The organism is Pseudomonas sp. LBUM1670, assembly GCF_059695695.1.
The window spans coordinates 3,290,358-3,309,343 of the sequence record NZ_CP166783.1; the positions used below are offsets into that span (position 1 = coordinate 3,290,358).

14 protein-coding genes are annotated in these 18,986 nt (G+C 59.9%); 8 read left to right on the forward strand and 6 right to left on the reverse strand.

Annotation, left to right across the window (positions count from 1 at the left end):
* Positions 1–113 precede the first annotated feature (113 nt).
* Positions 114–1,073 (reverse strand): agmatinase, encoded by a 960-nt coding sequence (gene speB / locus ACA073_RS14855; RefSeq protein ID WP_497397243.1) that lies wholly within the window; start codon positions 1,071–1,073, stop codon positions 114–116.
* Between the two features lie 21 nt (positions 1,074–1,094).
* Positions 1,095–2,186: a polyamine ABC transporter substrate-binding protein gene (locus ACA073_RS14860; protein WP_497397245.1), complete on the reverse strand. Its 1,092-nt coding sequence runs from the start codon at positions 2,184–2,186 to the stop codon at positions 1,095–1,097.
* A gap of 101 nt (positions 2,187–2,287) precedes the next feature.
* Here ACA073_RS14860 and ACA073_RS14865 point away from each other — a divergent pair, with 101 nt between their 5' ends.
* From ACA073_RS14865 to ACA073_RS14875, 3 genes are all read left to right on the forward strand, one after another.
* The gene (locus ACA073_RS14865; protein WP_497397247.1) at positions 2,288–3,181 is read left to right on the forward strand and encodes a LysR family transcriptional regulator; all 894 of its coding nucleotides are present in this window, start codon (positions 2,288–2,290) and stop codon (positions 3,179–3,181) included.
* Between the two features lie 190 nt (positions 3,182–3,371).
* On the forward strand, positions 3,372–4,844 hold the full coding sequence (locus tag ACA073_RS14870; RefSeq protein WP_497397249.1) for a nucleobase:cation symporter-2 family protein: 1,473 nt from the start codon (positions 3,372–3,374) through the stop codon (positions 4,842–4,844).
* Positions 4,845–4,900: 56 nt separating this feature from the next.
* A complete protein-coding gene (locus ACA073_RS14875; RefSeq protein ID WP_497397251.1) occupies positions 4,901–5,374 on the forward strand; it encodes an LEA/WHy family protein in 474 nt (157 codons plus the stop codon).
* A 193-nt stretch (positions 5,375–5,567) separates the two neighbouring features.
* On the opposite strand, the gene ACA073_RS14880 is transcribed toward ACA073_RS14875, so the two are convergent.
* Positions 5,568–6,491 carry a carbon-nitrogen hydrolase family protein gene (locus tag ACA073_RS14880; protein WP_497397253.1) on the reverse strand — a complete coding sequence of 308 codons (924 nt, stop codon included), beginning with the start codon at positions 6,489–6,491 and terminating at the stop codon, positions 5,568–5,570.
* An 84-nt stretch (positions 6,492–6,575) separates the two neighbouring features.
* On the opposite strand from ACA073_RS14880, the gene ACA073_RS14885 reads away from it, so the two are divergent.
* The gene (locus ACA073_RS14885; protein WP_497397255.1) at positions 6,576–7,490 is read left to right on the forward strand and encodes a LysR family transcriptional regulator; all 915 of its coding nucleotides are present in this window, start codon (positions 6,576–6,578) and stop codon (positions 7,488–7,490) included.
* Between the two features lie 101 nt (positions 7,491–7,591).
* Here the strand turns inward: ACA073_RS14885 and ACA073_RS14890 are convergent, their stop codons facing one another.
* Positions 7,592–7,843: a hypothetical protein gene (locus ACA073_RS14890; RefSeq protein ID WP_497397257.1), complete on the reverse strand. Its 252-nt coding sequence runs from the start codon at positions 7,841–7,843 to the stop codon at positions 7,592–7,594.
* 165 nt (positions 7,844–8,008) lie between these two features.
* Here ACA073_RS14890 and ACA073_RS14895 point away from each other — a divergent pair, with 165 nt between their 5' ends.
* On the forward strand, positions 8,009–8,326 hold the full coding sequence (locus ACA073_RS14895) for an ElaB/YgaM/YqjD family protein (protein ID WP_497397259.1): 318 nt from the start codon (positions 8,009–8,011) through the stop codon (positions 8,324–8,326).
* Between the two features lie 139 nt (positions 8,327–8,465).
* On the opposite strand, the gene ACA073_RS14900 is transcribed toward ACA073_RS14895, so the two are convergent.
* Entirely contained in the window at positions 8,466–9,509 is a 1,044-nt protein-coding gene (locus tag ACA073_RS14900; RefSeq protein ID WP_497397261.1) for an Ldh family oxidoreductase, read from the reverse strand.
* A 219-nt stretch (positions 9,510–9,728) separates the two neighbouring features.
* On the opposite strand from ACA073_RS14900, the gene ACA073_RS14905 reads away from it, so the two are divergent.
* Both ACA073_RS14905 and ACA073_RS14910 read left to right on the forward strand, forming a co-directional pair.
* Complete coding sequence (locus tag ACA073_RS14905; protein ID WP_497397263.1) at positions 9,729–14,552, forward strand: dermonecrotic toxin domain-containing protein; 4,824 nt, start codon at positions 9,729–9,731, stop codon at positions 14,550–14,552.
* Between the two features lie 327 nt (positions 14,553–14,879).
* Entirely contained in the window at positions 14,880–15,881 is a 1,002-nt protein-coding gene (locus ACA073_RS14910) for a FecR family protein (protein WP_497397265.1), read from the forward strand.
* 55 nt (positions 15,882–15,936) lie between these two features.
* Here the strand turns inward: ACA073_RS14910 and pvdQ are convergent, their stop codons facing one another.
* The gene (gene pvdQ, locus ACA073_RS14915) at positions 15,937–18,282 is read right to left on the reverse strand and encodes a bifunctional acylase PvdQ (protein WP_497397267.1); all 2,346 of its coding nucleotides are present in this window, start codon (positions 18,280–18,282) and stop codon (positions 15,937–15,939) included.
* Between the two features lie 329 nt (positions 18,283–18,611).
* Between pvdQ and ACA073_RS14920 the strand changes: the two genes are divergently transcribed.
* Positions 18,612–18,983 carry a fe2+ zn2+ uptake regulation protein gene (locus ACA073_RS14920; protein ID WP_497397269.1) on the forward strand — a complete coding sequence of 124 codons (372 nt, stop codon included), beginning with the start codon at positions 18,612–18,614 and terminating at the stop codon, positions 18,981–18,983.
* Positions 18,984–18,986 lie beyond the last annotated feature (3 nt).

The following is an 18,986-nucleotide window of genomic DNA, read 5'->3' on the forward strand; positions in this document are numbered from 1 at the left end:
ACAGATCTAATTGTGGGAGCGGGCTTGCTCGCGAAGGCGGTGGGTCAGCCAATATTTAGGCAAACTGACACACCGCATTCGCGAGCAAGCCCGCTCCCACAGTGTCCGATGTTTTACTTGTCGACCTTATGCTTGGCCGCATACAAACACAGCATCTCCATCGCCAACGTCGCCGCCGCCAGTGAGGTAATGTCCGCATTGTCGTAGGCCGGCGCCACTTCCACCACGTCCATCCCCACCAGATTGATCCCGCGCAACCCGCCAAGGATTTCCAGCGCCTGCACCGTGCTCAAACCGCCGCACACCGGCGTTCCCGTGCCGGGGGCGAAGGCCGGGTCGAGACAGTCGATGTCGAACGTCAGGTACACCGGGTTGTCCCCGACCCGCGCCCGAATCGCTTCGACAATCGCATCCACCCCACGACGATGCACTTGCCGCGCATCCAACACCTGAAAGCCCTGATGATCGTCGTTGGTGGTGCGCAAACCAATCTGCACCGAACGCGACGGGTCCACCAAGCCTTCCTTGGCCGCATGCCAGAACATGGTGCCGTGATCGACGCGCTTGCCCTCTTCGTCCGGCCAGGTGTCGCTGTGCGCGTCGAAGTGGATCAGCGACAGCGCCCCGTGTTTACGGGCGTGGGCCTTGAGCAGCGGATAACTGATGAAGTGATCGCCGCCGAACGTCAGCATCGCGCAACCGGCATTCAGAATGTGCTCGGCGTGGGCTTCAATGCTTTCCGGCACCGACTGCGGCGAGCCGTAATCAAAGTCGCAGTCGCCGTAATCAATCACGGCGAGGTGATCGAACGGATCGAACGCCCACGGCCAGTGGCGTTCCCAGGCAATCCCGGTGGACGCTGCACGAATGCCGCGCGGTCCGAAACGCGCGCCGGAACGGTTGCTGGTGGCGGTGTCGAACGGCACACCGCTGACGGCCACATCGACACCGCGCAAGTCGCGGCTGTAGCGACGACGCATGAAACTGGTGATGCCGGCGTAGGTGCTTTCGGCGGCAGTTCCGTAGAGGCTGTCGCGGGTCATGGCCTGATCGTTTTGCACAGGGACGTCCATCAGGTGCTCCTTGTTATTGGTTTATTGGCGGCTACGAAAAGCGGTCCACAAGCGGGTGCGCTGACGCATGTCCTTGAGGCTCATGCTGCGGTCGGCGTACAGCCGTTCGCGCACATCGGCGAGGGGGTAAATGTCCGGATCGGTGCGCACCGCCTCATCCACCAGCGGTGTGGCGGCCTGGTTGGCCGTGGCGAAGAACAGCGTGTTGGTCAGCGCCGCGACGGACTCGGGGCGCAACATGAACTCGATGAAGGCGCGCGCGGCTTCCGGGTGCGGCGCGTCCTTGGGAATTGCCAGGTTGTCCTGCCAGACCAGCGTGCCCTCCTTCGGAATCCGGTACGCCACTTCGTAGGGTTTGTTGGCCTTGCGCGCCTGATCGGCGGCCATGCTGGCGTCACCGTTGTAGGTCAACGCCAGGCAAACGCTGCCATTGGCCAGATCGCTGATCTGCCGCCCGGTGGCGACGTACAGCACATTCGGCTGAAGCTGATGCAACAGCGCCTCGGCGGCTGACAGATCAGACTTGTCGCTGCTGTAGGGATCTTTACCCAGATAGTGCAGCGTCAGGCCGATCACCTCTTGGGGCGAATCGAGAATGGCAATGCCGCAGTCTTTCAACCGGCTGGCGTATTCGGGTTTGAACAGCAGATCGAGGCTGTTGAGCGGCACATTCGGCAAACGCTTTTTCACCGCTTCGACATTCATCCCAAGACCCAAAGTGCCCCAGGTATAGGGCACGCCGTAGCGGTTGCCGGGATCGACCGCGGCGAGTTTTTCCAGCAAGTCCGGATCGAGGTTGGCGTAACCCTTGAGGCCGTCGTGGGGAATCGCCTTCAGCGCTCCCGCCGCCAACCCGCGCGCCAGAACGCTGGACGACGGCACCACCACGTCATAACCACTGCCGCCAGTGAGCAGCTTGGTTTCCAGGACTTCCGAGGAGTCGAACGTGTCGTAGCGCACGTGAATGCCGGTTTCCTGCTCGAAGCGCTGCAAGGTTTCCGGCGCGACGTAATCGGCCCAACTGTAGAGATTGACGACGTTTTCCTCGGCGTGGGCCGACACGGATACGGCAAGGAACAGCGCGGGTAAACACAGCTTGAAGAGAGGAGCCATGACGAACACCTGACCAGAGGAAGTGGCTGCAGCATGCGTCGTCGGATACATTGGAAAAATACCAAGTCAGTTACCCTGACTTTATTGCGGAGTAATGTTTGATGCTCGGCCAGCTTCACGATGTCGATCTGCAATTACTGCGTCTGTTCGTCAGCGTGGTGGAATGCGGCGGTTTCAGCGCGGCTCAGGGTGAGTTGGGCCTGAGTCAATCGAGCATCAGCCAGCAAATGGCCAGGCTGGAAACCCGGCTCGGCTATCGGCTGTGCAGTCGCGGTATGGGCGGATTCCGCGTCACCCCCAAAGGCGAACAACTGCTGATCGCGACGCGCGGACTGTTCGAATCCATCGAAGCGTTTCGTCATCAATCCAACGGTGTGGCCGGCCGCCTGATCGGCGAAGTGCGCCTGGGGCTGTCCGAAGCCGTGGATCAATCGGTGCTGCAACGGGTGGCCGAAGCGATCCGCCGCTTTCGTGAGCGCGATGAGTCGGTGCGCATCGAGTTGATCAGCGCCATGCCCGGTGAAATGGAGCGCTTGCTGCTGCAACAACGGCTGGACCTGGCGATCGGCTATTTCTCACAGGTGCAGAGCGCGTTTGACTACCGCGAACTGTTCAGCGAAACCCAACACTTGTATTGCGCCCCCGGCCATCCGCTGTTCACCAATGAGGCACCGGACGATCAAGCATTGCAGGCCTGCGACCGGGTGGATCACCCTTACCGCTTCCTGCGCAGCGATGAGCCGTTTCAAGGGAAGCAGTGCTCGGCGCGTTCGGAACAGGTCGAAGGCACCCTCGCCTTCATTCTGTCCGGTAAGCATGTGGGTTATCTGCCCAGCCACTTTGCCCGCAGTTGGGAGGACAAAGGGTTGCTCAGGGCGGTGCGTCGCGCCGACATGAGTTTTGACGTGGCATTTCACCTGGCCCGCCACCGTGCGCAAGTGCCGGGGGATGCGCAGAAAGCCTTTGAAGAAGACCTGCTCGCCGCGTTCGCCTGAAGAACACCGCAGTCCCTGTGGGAGCGGGCTTGCTCGCGAAGGCGGTGTGTCAGTCACCAACCGTTTCAATTGACACACCGCCTTCGCGAGCAAGCCCGCTCCCACAAGGGATTTGTGGACATCGACAGATTTTCTGGCATCCTGCGCCTCCATTTTCTGACCCGGCCCGCCTTTCGGCACGAAAACCACCATGACCGCCTCTGAAAAAGCCCCTGCCCCGCGCCACAGCGACCTGATCTACGGCCTCGACGACCGCCCGCATTTGACCGCCACGGTGTTCGCTGCCCTGCAACACGTACTCGCCAGTTTCGTCGGCATCATCACCCCGACCCTGATCATGGGCAGTGCCCTCGGTCTGCAAAGCGAAATACCTTATCTGATCAGCATGGCGCTGTTCGTCTCGGGCCTGGGCACCTTCGTCCAGGCACGACGAATCGGTCCGATCGGTTCCGGTTTGCTGTGTCTGCAAGGCACCAGTTTTTCGTTCATCAGCGTGATCCTCAGCGCCGGTTTCATGGTCAAGGCTCGCGGCGGCGGCACCGATGAAATTCTTTCGACGATCTTTGGCGTGTGTTTTTTCGCCGCGTTCATTGAAGTGGTGTTGAGCCAGTTCATCGGCAAGCTGCGGATGCTGATCACGCCGGTGGTGACCGGGACGATCATCACGCTGATGGGGCTGTCGCTGATCAAAGTCGCCATGACCGACATCGCCGGCGGCTTCGGCGCGACGGATCTCGGCGCGGCCAGTCATCTGGCATTGGCCGCGCTGGTGCTCGGCACCATCGTGGTGTTGAACCGAGTGGACGTGCCGTTCCTGCGCCTCGGGGCGATCGTGATCGGCCTGACCCTCGGTTATGTCGTCGCCTGGCTTCTTGGCCATGTGGATTTCAGCAGCATGCCCGACGTACCGCTGATGAGCGTGCCGGTGCCGTTCAAGTACGGTTTCAACTTCGACTGGGTCGCGTTCGTGCCGGTGGCGGTGATTTTCCTGGTGTCGCCGCTGGAGGCCGCCGGTGATCTGACCGCCAACTCGATGATTTCCCGGCAGCCGGTCAAAGGCCCCCTCTACATCCGCCGGATCAAGTCCGGCCTGCTCGCCGACGGTCTCAACTCGGCCATGGCGGCGGTGTTCAACAGCATGCCGATGGTGACCTTCGCGCAGAACAACGGCGTGATTCAACTGACCGGCGTGGCCAGCCGCTACGTGGCGTTTTTCATTTCCGGTCTGCTGGTCGTGTTGGGGTTGTTCCCGATGATCGGCGCAGTGCTGCAACTGATGCCGAAACCGGTGCTGGGTGGCGCTGAACTGGTGATGTTCGGCACCGTTGCGGTGGCCGGGATCAAGATCCTCGCCGAAGCCGGCCTGCATCGGCGCAACATGCTGATCGTGGCGATTTCCCTCGGCATGGGCCTCGGTGTGGCGGCCGTGCCGGAGGTGCTGCGCGAGTTGCCGAAAGCGCTGCACAACATCTTCGAATCGCCGATCACCGTCGGCGCGTTGTGCGCTATCGTGCTGAATATCTTTCTGCCCGAAGAATTCATCGAGCTGGAAGAAGACGATTTCGATCCGGAAGCCTCGATCCTCCAGGTCATGGAAAACCCGGATGTTCCGGCCAAAGGTGAACCCGCCACGCCAGCGGTTGTCGCACAGTTGAACCGCTAGACAGGCTCAAGGCCGAGCCACCGGTGGTTCGGCCTTTTCTTCAAGAGAGCCAGTCCATGCGCCGAATTCACGCCGTTGTCCTTTCCCTCCTTCTGCTGTCCCTGAGCGCCTGCGCCCTGCTGCCCAATCGCGATCCGCTGAACATCAATGTGGTCGGTTTCGAACCGCTGCTGAGTCAGGACATGGAAGTGCGTTTCGCCGTGAAAATCCGCGTGCAGAATCCCAATGAAACCGCGATCGACTACAACGGCGTGGCGTTGGACCTGTCAGTCAACGGCCAGCCCCTCGCCTCCGGGGTCAGTGATCAGTCGGGCTCGATTGCGCGCTTTTCCGAGACCGTGCTGACCGTGCCGGTGAGCGTGTCGGCGTTCTCGGTGCTGCGCCAGACATTGGGCCTGGGCCAGACCCAAACCCTGAACAACCTGCCTTATGTCTTGCGCGGCAAACTGGCGGGCGGCTTGTTCGGCACGATGCGATTCACCGACAGTGGCAAACTCAGCTTGCCGGGGTCGATCACCGGCACTTGGTAAGTAGTCCGCTGATGAAGGTGGTTTTGTCGGCGGACGACTCCCCAGGGAAATCCGGGAAATCACCCGCGAAGAATGGCTTCAGCAACACTGAAGATCATATGTGGGAGCGGGCTTGCTCGCGAAGGCGATTTTACATCCAACATAGATGTTGCCTGACACACCGCTTTCGCGAGCAAGCCCGCTCCCACAGTCGTTATGTGTTGAAGCGGACGCCCGGTTTGGCGCGCTCATCTACGGTCAATTCGAACACATCCGGGCGCGCGTAATGGCCGACGACGTCGAAGTCGTAACGCGCGCGGATCAGGTCGTCGGTGTCGATTTCAGCGGTCAGTAAACCGGCAACGCCACGCAGCGGCCCGGCCAGAACATCGCCCATCGGCCCGACAATCACGCTGCCGCCCGCAATCAACGGCCGGTCCGCCGGCCAATTGGCGATCTCCACACCCAGTGCTTGCGGGGAGTCCTGAACCTGACAGGCACTGACCACGAAGCAGCGGCCTTCATGGGCGATATGGCGCATGCTGACCTGCCACATCTCCCGCTCGTCCACCGTGGGCGCGCACCACACTTCAACGCCTTTGGCGTACATCGCGGTGCGTAGCAGCGGCATCATGTTTTCCCAGCACACCACCGCGCCGATCCGCCCGACCTGGCTGTCGATCACCGGCAATGTCGAGCCATCGCCCTTGCCCCAGATCAGCCGTTCGGTGCCGGTCGGCATCAGTTTGCGGTGCTTCGCCACCAGACCGGCCTGGGGATCGAAATACAAGGCCGTGCAATGCAACGTGCTGCCGGCGCGCTCGATGACACCGATCACCAGGTTCGCACCGGTGCGAGCCGCCAGCCCGGCCAACGCTTCGGTTTCCGCGCCGGGCACATCGATGGCATTGGCGAAATAACGGGCAAAGGCTTCACGACCTTCCGGCAGTCGATAACCCAGTTGGGTGCCAAACCCCTCACCTTTCGGGTATCCGCCCAGCAACGCTTCGGGCATGACTACCAGCGAAGCACCGGACTCGATAATGGCGTTTTCGTAAGACAGTATCTGTTCCAGCGTCTCAGCCTTGCCGCCGGGCAAGGCGCCGATTTGCAGTGCAGCAACGATTGACTTGGGCATCGCGGTCACTCCGTTCACATCAGGTGTTGCTCATTCTCAGGCGTCACGGGATCATGAATAAAGCCCCTCCCGCTGCTGAATGATATGAATCAAATGAATATCGCCACCGTCGATCTCAACCTGCTCAAAGTCTTCGAAGCCTTGCATGAAGAGTCCAGCGCCAGCCGTGCGGCGTTGCGTCTGGGCGTGACGCAATCGGCGGTCAGCGCGGCATTGCGTCGGCTACGCGAGGTGTACGGTGATCAATTGTTTGTACGCACTGGCCGAGGCCTGGCGCCGACGCTCAAGGCCAATCAACTGAAACCGGTGGTCAGCGACGCCCTGAACAAATGCCGACAGAGCCTGGCGATGGTCGATCCGACCGCCCATCACTACGACGGCCGCTCGGTCACGGTCGGTTTGTCAGATGATTTCGAAATCGCCTACGGGCGTCGCTTGATCGAGGAAATCGCCCGCTGCGCGCCGAAGCTGCGGCTGATCTTCCGCCAGACTCACAGTCAGATCGTCGCGCAGGCGTTGATGGAGCGCAGCATTGATCTGGCAATCACGGCCGGCGGGTTTGCCGAACGATTGCTCAGTCGTCAGGTATTGGGTGAAGGCGATTATCTGTGTCTGGTTGACCCGGCGAGTCTGGCCGCGGGACAGCAAACCATCGACCTTGAGGAGTTCGTCACCCGTGAACATATTCTGGTGTCATCGGGTGGCTTTATCGGGATCACCGACGAAGGGCTGGCGGCGTTGGGGCTGAGCCGGCGGGTCTGCGCTTCGACCACGCATTTCGCGGCGTTGCCGCATCTGCTCAAGGGCAGTCAGGCGGTGGCGACCATTCCGGCGCATGCCGCCCGAAGCATTGCTGCGCTCAGCGGCCTGGCGCTGCTGCCCTGCCCTTTGGCGTTGCCGCGTTACCCGATCGAACTGGGCTGGCGCACCAGCACTCAGCTCGATCCGGTGGTGTTGAAAGTGCGTGAGGCGATTGTTGCAATCTTTGCGAGCCCGTAGGAGCTGCCGCAGGCTGCGATCTTTTGATTTTGCCTTTTGAAAACAAGATCAAAAGATCGCAGCCTTCGGCAGCTCCTACACGGGTAGTTTCAGGCAGGGGTTTATTTGGCCGCCATCAACCGATTGACTTCACTGCGCACCATGTTCGCGAATTCCGGAGGCGACATGCCGTCGAGTTCGGAACGGACCCATTCAGCCCATTTGCCTTTGCGCTTGGCGCGCTCGCCGAACAACCGCGCGGCTTCGCCTTTGGCTTTGCCCAGGTTGTTTTGCCAGAGTTCGAACAGACGGGATTTCTCGTCTTCAAGCGCCGCGCGCTCGGCAAGGGGTCTGTCGGCCAGATTGAAGCTCATGGGGAGTTACCTGCTGCGTAAATAGGCGACATCTTACACTGTAGGAAGAAATGTCCTGCGCTGGATTTTTCTACAGGATGGCGTCCGCGCGCAAAATCGCTGCAACTTTTTCCGTCGCGGCAGACTCCATTGATCACTGCCCATTCACCTGCAAGGAGTCACCCAATGGCCCGGAAAACCGCCGCACAAGCCGCCGAAGACCAAATCAAGGATCAGGCTTTCAGCGAACTTCAGGCGCTGATCGAAGAGTCGGAAAAACTGCTCAAGAGCAGTGCGTCACTGGTCGGTGAAGAAGCCGACACGCTTCGCGGACAAATCGCCCAGAAACTCCAACAGGCACGGGACTCGGTCATCAGCGTTCGTAACCGGACCCTGCCAGCGGTCGAAGCCACTGAAACCTACATCGGCGGGCATCCATGGCAAACCGTGGCCATCTCCGCCGGGTTCGGTTTGGTCGTTGGTTTGTTGCTGGGCCGACGCTAAACGGTGACAAAAGATAATTCAAAACTGAAATGTAGACCCTGTGGGAGCGGGCTTGCTCGCGAAGGCGGAGTGTCAGGTAACGCATATAGCGACTGATACACCCCCTTCGCGAGCAAGCCCGCTCCCACATTGTTTGCGTTTAACTTAGCCCGGCCAGTTCCTGCAAGTTCGCCAGTGTCTGCGCATCCAGCACGATGCCACCGGCTTGCGATTTCGCCCGCTGATAGTGGCGTCGATCCCCCGGCAACCGCTTGAGCCCCACACCGTGCATCTGCCGCACCAGCTCCTGGCTGCGCTCGGCAAAGCTCTGCCCGGCCGCCTTGCCCGGATCGATCACGATCAACAGTTGGCCGGTCCACGGTGTCTTGGCCCCCGGGTGGTTTTTCCAATCGAACTCGAACGAGAAATTACCGCCGGTCAACGCCGCCGCCAACAGCTCCACCATCATCGACAACGCCGAACCCTTGTGCCCGCCAAACGGCAGCAACGCGCCCCCTTCAAGAATCGCTTTCGGGTCCTGGGTCGGCTGGCCGAGGCCGTCCACCCCCATGCCCGGAGGCAAACGCTCACCCTTGCGTGCGGCAATCTGCACGTCGCCATGGGCAATGGCGCTGGTGGCCAAATCGAAAACAATCGGCTCGCCGTCGGCGCGGGGTGCGGCAAAAGCAATCGGGTTGGTGCCGAACAGCGGACGGTCGGCGCCGTGCGGCACCACGCAGGTCATGCTGTTGACCACGCTGAGCGCCACCAGCCCTTCATAGGCGAAGGGCTCGACGTCCGGCCACAACGCCGCGAAATGGTGCGAGTTACGAATCGCCAGCACCGCAATGCCGGCGCTGCGGGCCTTTTCAACCAGCAAGGCGCGTGCAGCCGCAAGAGCTGGCTGGGCGAAACCATTGCCGGCATCGACCCGGACAAACCCCGATGCCACATCCTCGACCACCGGCACGGCGTGGCCATTGACCCAGCCGCTCTTGAGCGTCGACACGTAACCGGGAATACGGAACACACCATGGCTATGGGCACCATCGCGTTCGGCGCCGGCACAGTTTTCGGCCAGCACCCGAGCGACATCGGAAGAGGTGCCATGGCGCAGGAAGATCTTCTCAAGCAATGCCGTCAGCTCGTCGAGGGACAGGTTATGCGAGACAACAGGAGACGCATGATCGTGTGGCGCAGACATCTGAAGCTCCAGACTAATTATTGGAGGGGGCAACAGCGTATGAAGACCGCTGATTAATCACGCGCGACCAGCGGCCTGTCAACCTTTCGGATAAACCCGCGCGCACAAGCACCGGCAGACCGTGCGTTAACTATCTACCACCTTCGATGTTCCAGCAGCTCTTAGTCTCGAATCTCAACTTTCCGGCGCTCTAGATCGCGCCCCGCATGAGATTCAACAATGTCTGCACCCACCGTTCCCCTGTTTTTTCCCCAGGCCCTGAAATCTCCCGGCCATTGGACTGACCTTGGCAAAACCTATGGGCTGACGCGCAAGGATTTCGAATGGTTCAAGCATCTTGAACTGGCCAGTCATACCTTGCGCAACCAACAGACCCCACCGATGCACGCCGAGAAAATCCTGATCGGCATCGGCGATTTGTCCTTCCCCCTCGCGGGCTGCTTCCTGTTGAGCGCCACACCGGATGACCACGGGGTGATCCTTTACACACCGTACGGAGGGATAAAGAAATTCGACAGTCGTACAGCCTTGTCCGATCTGGTCAAAAGCCAACTCGACGACGCCGGTGAAGATGACGACTCAGTGGCCTTCCTGTCGTTGTCCGCGCGCAAAACCCTGGCGGCGGCCACCGATATCAAAGTGAGCTTTGAGACGATCGAGGGCGACGTGTTCGAAGATCAGCGCGCCGTCATCAACATCAACCAGCACATCAACGACCAGGCCATGGTTGACGAATTACAGAAGCTGCCGACGCTCACCGCGATGATCGATACGGTGCTGGAGGAATTGCTGAAACCGGCTTTTCCAGCGTTGGATCAGCGTCAAACCCGGGTCGGTTTTTACGCTGAAACCGCGGCCAGCGCTGCGGACCCGAAAAACCCTGGCGCCCGACGCTGGACCGACTCCATGTCCTTGAGCCAGGCGCTGCTCTCGTATTACCGTCATAAAGGCTGGCCTGCGGGACAGCGCCCGGAATTCTCTCACCCGCAACGAACGTCGCAGGCAACCGACCAGAAAACCTGGGAAACGGCGATCAAGACTGCTGCCGACAGCTTGGCGCGGCAAATCGGCGAACAGCTGCAAAGCTTCTGGAACGAGGCGAGCGTCGACGGCGCCACACGCCGGGCATTCTTCGCCCGGGCCATCCGCGAAAAGGCGCGGGCAGAGCTACTGCTCAAGCGCGAGGCCGAGATCATCACCCCGGAACAGAGCAGTGCCTTGCACACACTCATAGCGCCATCGACGGCGAGCTCCCCCGCACTGACCCTCGAAACCGTTCGCCTCTGGGAGTATCAACCCAACTATGTGGAGCTCGCCGGCTCGCTGATGATCAGCCAGGACAGCGCCAATGCCTTTCTCTACACCCCCGCCCAAGGGTTGCAGGTCCTGAACGATTATCAGGACCTGAAAGACACGCTGGTGCAAAAATCCACAGAGGCCGGTCACGACGATGAGCTCTATGACCTGATGAGCCTGGAGGAACGCGATCGCTTTATCAGTTTCCATGAGCCACAAGTGTCTGGCGCGGTGATCACCGGTTCGGTGTTCAAGACGCTCTTGGAAGCGATTGTCAGCAAACAACAGCAAAACCTCGAATACACCTTGCAGGTCTTTCGTTTCAGCGATGGCGCGGTGGACATCCATGCGTTTTTCGACAAGGCACTGGACATTCGCTCCCTGATCAACGAATCGCTGCTGACGATTGATGTAAAAGGTCGCTGGAGTACCCGGCCGGTGTTATCGGGCAAGCATCCTTCCATGGTGCTGGCGGATACCGCTGCAGGGTACGTGAAAACGTTCAGCGCGGTTGAACTGCCCCTGCGCAGCGAATTTACAGCACAACCGGTCACAACTCAGGCCTTGCAGCGGGTGTATCTGGAAGATAAGAAAGCGACGTTTGCCCACGCCTTTTCCGTAGGCCTGCGGGGCGAAGCCAGTCTGCGGGAACTCAGCGGGTCGTTGAAAAACGCGGACTGGCAGATTGTCGACAAGGTGTTCAATCCGGACCAGCCGGATCGCAAAAAACGGCAGGCCGTCAGGGGATTCTACCCGGACGTCTACTCGCTGGTCCTCGAATGTTCCGGTGAAACGAATGTCTTGCCGTTGGCCAACTGCGTGTTGTTGACCGAACGTGGCGGGGTCGACGTCCAGCATTCCGGGCGCGCGATTTTGTGGACGCCGGCGGCCGGGCTGGAAGTTTTTGCGACGGTCGGCGTTGCTCGCCAGCAGCTGAATCTGCGCCTGCTCGACCTTGACCAACGCCTGGTGCTGCTGGAGAACCTGACCCCGATCCAGCGTAAATTCCACAGGCGCTACTCGCTCAACCGACTGCAATTGATCGAAGGCAATGTGTTGCAGCACCTCGCGCAATCGGCCATCGACCTGTTTCTGGCGCGTTGCGAGCACGTGCGCTCGCTGAAGCTGAAAGCTGGCCCACTGGGCAAGGCGTTGAAACTACTGACGCAAACGGTCATCGACACCAACTTGCGTAGAGCCAGCTGGATCGCCAAGGCCATTGCCCAACAGCAATCCCTGCCCGCCTGGCTGGGCATGGCGCCCGTCGAAGAACAGCAGCTGCACATCGAATTGCTGGAGCAATACCGCAACAGTGTCATCGACGACAAAGACTACCTGCATGGCCTGCAAACGCTCGAGGATTACGCTCGTGAAAAACTCAAGGCGTTGCTGACCGCCCGATTCCCGGGAACGTCCATAGACCCCGAGACGATCGAGATCACCCCCAATCTGACACTGGCCGGGCCGGCGCAAAGCCTGACCCGTTTCGCGTTGAACCATGTAAGCATCGCGCAAGGCACGGGATTCCAGGTCGCTTCCAGTACCACGAACGCACTGCCTGAGGGTCTGACCCAGGCCGCCGTCAGACAACTTTTACTGTCGCTGAACATTCAGCAGGACTTTGGCAACAAGGTGACCGAGGCCCTGTCGGGCGCCGACGCCGCCGCGCGGAAGTTGCGATTCGTTCAACAACTGCCTTGGCAACTGTTGCAACACGCTCATGCGCTGAAGTTGCAACAACACCTGTCCGACGCTGCATTCGACTTGATCAAACAAGTATTGGACTCGCCGGACGCCATTGCCCGCGCCACGCTGGCAGACGCCCACGCCATTGTCAGGCCGCTTGAATTGATCAAGACCGCCGGTGCCGTCGCCGTTCAGGCTTCGGGCTTGTACCTGATTAGCCCGGGAGCCGGGAAACAGGGATCGCACGTGCTCTACGCGCCCTATCACAGTGGCGCGGTGTTCAGCGAATTCGCGGATGAGGCCAGCCTTGTCGCGGCCATCAACACACCCGGCGCGCTTCAAGACTTGATCCTTCGACGCTTGCCGGACAACGAACGGGCGACCTTCAGCAACTTGTTCAAGTCCAGCGTTGGTCAGATCAGTGAAATGACCCTCGGGAACACCGCGATTGGCGGCAATCTCCTGGCGCGGTTGTTCAGTGACAACACCCGCCTGATGTCGCGAATGCTCGGCAGTCAGAACGAGTCCACCCGCCAAACGGATTGGGAGGCCGTCAAGTCGCTGTTCAGCGCCGGCATCAAGGTGGTCTCCGGGCTCTTGCCAGGTAAACTCGCCTACGGCCGGTTTCTGTGGCAAGCGTTCAAAGACTTCGAAGACTCCGCCGAAGGACTGCAGGACCACCACTGGAAACGCGCCTTGCGGTCTTTCGTCGCCGGCGGTGCGCAAATGGTGACGCTGGGCAGACTGTCGCTGGAAGCTTCATCGCTGACCGAGGAGGCCGCTTCCGAGGCAGAGCCTGTTGCGACGCCCGTGGTCAACCCGCAATGGTCGGACATGCGGACGACCGAGCCGACGCGCACGTCGCTACAGCGCTTCGAATCGACAACCGTGGCATTGAAAGACCTGAAAAAGAACGCCACTAACGGCACTTATCTTGATGAAGTGAGTAAAAAGCGCTACGCACCGATCGCCGGGAAAGTCTATCCCGTTGCCAAAGCTGACGCGGTGTGGCGGATTCAGAATAACCAGGAGGCAGGCCCGTCATTGCTGAGCACTTCCTCTCAACAATTGATCCTCGACCCCGGTGTGCACACCGTGCATTACGGCAGTACCCTGTCGAACCTGCGCGATCAGTATGTATACAACCATCGGACCGGCAAGCTGATCAACATCGAAGCCCGGGGCATGCCGCAAATCCGCAGCCTTTATCCGTTTCGCGCCCTGATGATTGAGGAATCCATTCATATCGCGCGCGAGTACGCGGCCAACTGCCTGCACAACCTGGTGCAACTCGGCCAAGGGGCTCCCGGTACACGAGTGGACACCTTTTTGAGGCGTTTTTTTGACGTCGAGAGTGTCGACAAAGCCCTTTTGGAAGAACTCAGAAAGGCCATTCTTCCCGTCTGCAATGCCTTGGCGGATCCAACCGATGATCTGCTCGATTCCAGCCGCTTTATTGTCGGTAGAAACCGTTATCCCTGGTCCGGCATCATTGCGTTCGTGATGGACGAAGACAATCGCAGGAACGTGCATTTCACCGAAGATTTTTTCGACCAGCAGCTCGAAAAGTACCGACCGTGGGTCACCGAGAGGTTTAACATCGGTGGTCACGCCCGGGCGTCCACCCTGATTCACGAATTCGCGCACAGCTATGCAGAGGGCGTGGATATCGCAACACTTGAAGCAAGGCGGCCTTTCACTGATCTCGTCAGTTCCCTCACGGCATTCGGGGCAAAAATCAAATCCCGACAGCTAAGATTTCAGCGTGAGGCATTATCGCTGGCAACCCCTGCAAATGAGCTGTTCGCGCGAAGGGACGGAGATCTGGATAGTTGGGTCGACGTGGACCAGATTGATGGCATGGAACATATCAGCGACGCAATCCTTGGCTTGACCGGAGCCCGGACAATTGATGAGGCCAGGACTGCTTTTCTCGACCCCGTGAACCCCGGCACCCGAATCAAAGTCATTTTACGCAACGCCGATTCGATCGCGTTTCTGATCGGTGAAATGGGACGACAGCTGGATCCGGTTGCCTTGGCGTCTTCCTCAAACGCCTGAGAACACTGCGCAGACCATGAGTCTGCGCATCCCGAAATTAAGCGGAGGTAACCCTAGATGTAGGAGCGAGCTTGCTCGCGATGGTCTTTAACGAAAACGCGTGTTTGCTGGCTAAACGCGGCGCTCTTGAGTCCATCGTCGGAACGCCGCCCGGAGCAAGCTCGCTCCTACAATTTCCTTAACTGACTGGCATTAAGGCTCGCCCGGCGCAGGCTGTTTCCCACAGCCCACCGGCGAAAATAAACGCCTGTTTGATTGGTAAATGCCATGACGCCTGTTCTCGTCACTTCCCCTGAAGGTTAGAATGCGGGAAATCAGGATGAGTCAATGACCGACAACCCGCTCTCGCAAGCCGACTATGACGCCATCACCGATGCCGCCGCGCACTGGTGCATGCGTCTGCACGCCTCCGACTGCACCGAGCAGGAGCGGCAGGCCTTCGAACAGTGGCGCGACGCCGATCCACTGCATGCGTTCGAATACGAGGCGATGCTTGAGATCTGGGAGGTTGCGGAAGATTTGCCGCGTCTTGAGACCGTCGTACCCATCGCTCGCGCCAAGCCTGCAACACCTTGGCGCACCTTCGGCATTGCCGCCGCCGTATGCGCCCTGGCGTTGCCACTGGCGGCCTACAGCGGCTGGAACCTGGGGTTGCTGCCCAATTCGTACCAGCATTTCGAGGCGAGCAATGCGATCCGCCAGGTCACCCTGAGCGATGGCAGTCAGGTCGAACTGAACCTTGGCACCGAGCTGACTTTCAGCAATTACAAGGATCAGCGCCGGGTCACGCTGGACAAGGGCGAAGCTTTTTTCAGTGTCAGCCACGACACCACTCACCCCTTTGTCGTCAAGGCGGCGGACGGCAGGATCCGGGTCACCGGGACCCAATTCAACGTCTGGATGTATGAGGATCAGGTCCGCGTGAACCTGATCGAAGGTTCGGTACTGGTCACCAGCAACGATGACCTGCCGGGCGATGGCTTGCGTCTTGAGCCCTCGATGCAGGCGCGCTACAAACACGGCGATTTCACGCCGCAAATCAGCCAGACCTACGCCAATGACACTTCCCTGGCCTGGCGCCACGGCAAACTGGTGCTCGATGACCTGGCGTTGTCCGAAGCCCTGCCCTTGATCAATCGCTACCTGACCAACCCTGTGATGGTCGCCGACAACAGCACCGGCGCGATCCGCCTCGGCGGCATCTACAACATCAAGGAACTCAACAACCTTGTGCCGACGCTGCCCAGGGTGTTGCCGGTTTACCTGACCCGCAACAAGGACGGCAACCCGGTCCTCAACTCCATTCCGCGACAACCGCCAAAAAGCTGAAGGCCGCAACCCTTACGGGATGGGGCCTTTTTTTATCGCTCAAGCACGCTTCGTTTTATTGATTGGCCACCTTTCCGGCTTTTTCATCCTGCTCGCGGATCGTCTGAGCCTGGTAGTTCGGGTCCGAGGTAATCTGCTGCTCGGTGAACGGCAACACACCCAACCGCTTGTTCGAAAACGCCTGGGTCTGGTCATTGGCATATTTCGACGCCGGGTCGCTGGACAGCGAAAACGCCAGCAGCCCTTTGGCCTGCGGTCCCTTGTCATCGAAGGTCACTATTTGCAGATAGCTGGTGCCACTGACCACTTCGCGTTTGCCATCGCTTCTCGGCACGCTCTGAATGGCGTTGTAGACACCCAATGTGCCGGGGCCGCCATGAATCGGCGTTTGCCGGCCGCCGCTGCTGACCACCTGAATATCGCCCCAGCGGCTGTCGGCCTTGAGGCCCGATGTGTTGACCCGCTCTACAGACGCCAGCATCGCTTCGCGCAGAGCCTTCGCAACGTCCGGGCGATCGACTGCCAGACCGCGCGGAGTCTGTTGCGGATCTTTCGGATCGAACCGGACGCGCCAGACATCAGACGCTTCCTGTAGCGACTCCATGATGTTCTGGAAATGCACAAAGCCCGGACCGCTGTCCAGATTCGCGCTGCGATCCCAGGTTTTCAGGCTGGCACACAGCGGCGTAAGCGTCGACGCATCGGCGCCCAGGTCCGCCGCGCAGAATTGCAAAAGGTCGGGCATCACTTGCGCCGCCTGATACACCTGATCGTCCATCACCATCCGTTGCAGATCCGCCGCCCCGATCGGCCCGGCCTTGTTCAGCGTGCCCAGGCGATCCAGAGCAAAGCGTGAACGCAGACCGAGTGGCTGACCGTCCTGGCTGATCAACGGCGAGAAACCGGTAAGCGGCTGCGCCGGGTTGGCCATCCACGCCGAATCGTTGGAGTGCTGCACGAAGTCCCTGCGCAATAGTTGCGGCAACGTGTCCGCCGCATAGATGCCTTTTTGCGCCGCCGTCGGGTCGATGTCCCAGGCACACGCGCTGTTGGAACCGTCGAGCACGATCATCTGCAACCCGGCCCGTGGATCGGTGCATTGGGCCAGTTTGTCGGCATTGACGTTCGGCACCACCGACAGGTTCATGTACAGCGTCTGCCCCTGATCGTCGGCCGCCAGGGTGTTGACCCAAGGAATGCCCTGAATCTTGTGAACCGACGCCTGCAACTCCTTGAGGCTGGTGGCACGGTTCATCGCGTACCACTGCTGCAGCACCCGGTCGTTATCAAGGTTGGCGTCGCGCAAGCTGTAGGCGAACTGGTTGTCCCAATCCAGTTTTCCCGGCCATTGCACGATCGGACCGAACTGCGAACTGTAGACCAGATGGGAAACCGCCCGGCTCTGCCCGTTAGGCTGTTTCACGTTCACGGTCACGGTCTGCTGCTTCATCGGCAACGACTTGCCGTCAACCAGATAGCGGGTCGGATCCTTCGGATCGAGTTGCAGGCGGTAGAGGGTGAAATGCTTGGACGAGTCCACGGTGTGGGTCCAGGCCAGGTGTTGGTTGAAACCAATGTTAATCATCGGCAGGCCGGGCAACGCGGCGCCCATTACGTCCAGTTTGCCGGGAATGGTCAGGTGCATCTGATAGAAGCGCATCCCGCCGACCCACGGAAAATGCGGGTTGGCCAGCAACATGCCACGGCCATTGAACGAGCGCTCGCTGCCCACCGCGACGGCGTTGCTGCCGCGATCGAGGGCGAAGCGCTGCTTGCGCAGATCGGCGATCTGGAACGACGCGGACGCGTCTGCGTTTCGAGCGACAGCCTTGGGCGGCGTGGCGCCGGCCAGTGCTTCGGCAAACTGCCCGACGCCACCTTCGACCAGCAGGCGACGGGTCAACTTGACCAGGTCCTGCGCGGTAATGTCCCGCACCCACTCGCCCTGGCATTGCTGCGGCAAACCTTGGGTGCGACGTTCTGTCAGCGAGCGGTTGTAACCCGCCACATACCCTTCAATGAGGTCGCGGACTTCCGGGGTTTGTGCCTGCCAGAACGCAGAGACGGCCTGCGGCGTATTCAGCCAGTTGAAAAACACGTCGCTGACCTGGTTTTCGCGCTCTTCGACCGTGAATTGCTCCGGGCCGAAATACCGTGAACGTTCGCCGTTCACCGTGGTGATTTCATTGGCCAACAGGCACAGATTGTCCTGAGCGTAGGCGTAGCCGATGCCATAGCCGAGACCACGCTCGTTTTCAGCGCGAATGTGCGGCACGCCGAAGCTGGTCCGGCGGATATCGGCCGTCGCCGGGTCCGGCTGGCTGCGCGCGTTTGCCGCAAGACTCAAGCCCACCAACACACCGGCAAGGCTCAATCGGGTTAACTGCCTGGTAATAATCACGCTCGCTCCTGATCCAAATGCACCTGATGCCATCATGTAGGAGCGAGCTTGCTCGCGATGGACGTTAACGATTACGCGTTTCAACTGGATAAACGCGCCGCCCTTACGTCCATCGCGAGCAAGCTCGCTCCTACAGTTACAGTAGGAACGAAATTCAGGACTAAAATTTAGTGTGCCGGAGCGCGTTTTTACGGGGGTTTACGGGTTTCTGACGTGATGGCGACAAAATTTCTACATCCGGGCCTTCATGATTTGCGTGGCTCGTACGTCTTATTGAGTAAGAGCACCCAAACATCTTCCCGGTTCAGGCTCTGATAAGGAGTTTTTGCATGTACAACTCGCAACTGCCAACGGACGGTAGCACTGCACCAATGGGCACTTCCATGGGCTCGGGCCTGTTCGATCAACGGACCGAACGCAACGGCAACGAAAGGATCAGGGTTCTGCTCAAGAGCTTTGGCCTGCGCACCAGCCTGATCCGCCTGAAAGTCATCGACGCGTTGCTGACCGCCGCTGACAGCGACCGCAGTCTGGGCGTGCGCGGCGTGCACAGTCACCTGCTGGACCTGGATATTCCCCTGTCCTTTCTCAGTGTGCGCGAAGTGTTGAAACGCTTGTGCAGCGAAGGCGTGATCACGCTGAACGCGGACAAGAGCTACAGCCTGCATCCGCAGGCTGCCGCCGTTCTGCACGGCGAGTAACCC

What these genes read in the sequence shown, in the direction of transcription:
- speB (WP_497397243.1), bottom strand. Translation starts at nt 1,073, where the DNA reads ATGGACGTCCCTGTGCAAAACGATCAGGCCATGACCCGCGACAGCCTC.
- ACA073_RS14860 (WP_497397245.1), bottom strand. Translation starts at nt 2,186, where the DNA reads ATGGCTCCTCTCTTCAAGCTGTGTTTACCCGCGCTGTTCCTTGCCGTA.
- ACA073_RS14865 (WP_497397247.1), top strand. Translation starts at nt 2,288, where the DNA reads ATGCTCGGCCAGCTTCACGATGTCGATCTGCAATTACTGCGTCTGTTC.
- ACA073_RS14870 (WP_497397249.1), top strand. Translation starts at nt 3,372, where the DNA reads ATGACCGCCTCTGAAAAAGCCCCTGCCCCGCGCCACAGCGACCTGATC.
- ACA073_RS14875 (WP_497397251.1), top strand. Translation starts at nt 4,901, where the DNA reads ATGCGCCGAATTCACGCCGTTGTCCTTTCCCTCCTTCTGCTGTCCCTG.
- ACA073_RS14880 (WP_497397253.1), bottom strand. Translation starts at nt 6,491, where the DNA reads ATGCCCAAGTCAATCGTTGCTGCACTGCAAATCGGCGCCTTGCCCGGC.
- ACA073_RS14885 (WP_497397255.1), top strand. Translation starts at nt 6,576, where the DNA reads ATGAATCAAATGAATATCGCCACCGTCGATCTCAACCTGCTCAAAGTC.
- ACA073_RS14890 (WP_497397257.1), bottom strand. Translation starts at nt 7,843, where the DNA reads ATGAGCTTCAATCTGGCCGACAGACCCCTTGCCGAGCGCGCGGCGCTT.
- ACA073_RS14895 (WP_497397259.1), top strand. Translation starts at nt 8,009, where the DNA reads ATGGCCCGGAAAACCGCCGCACAAGCCGCCGAAGACCAAATCAAGGAT.
- ACA073_RS14900 (WP_497397261.1), bottom strand. Translation starts at nt 9,509, where the DNA reads ATGTCTGCGCCACACGATCATGCGTCTCCTGTTGTCTCGCATAACCTG.
- ACA073_RS14905 (WP_497397263.1), top strand. Translation starts at nt 9,729, where the DNA reads ATGTCTGCACCCACCGTTCCCCTGTTTTTTCCCCAGGCCCTGAAATCT.
- ACA073_RS14910 (WP_497397265.1), top strand. Translation starts at nt 14,880, where the DNA reads ATGACCGACAACCCGCTCTCGCAAGCCGACTATGACGCCATCACCGAT.
- ACA073_RS14920 (WP_497397269.1), top strand. Translation starts at nt 18,612, where the DNA reads ATGTACAACTCGCAACTGCCAACGGACGGTAGCACTGCACCAATGGGC.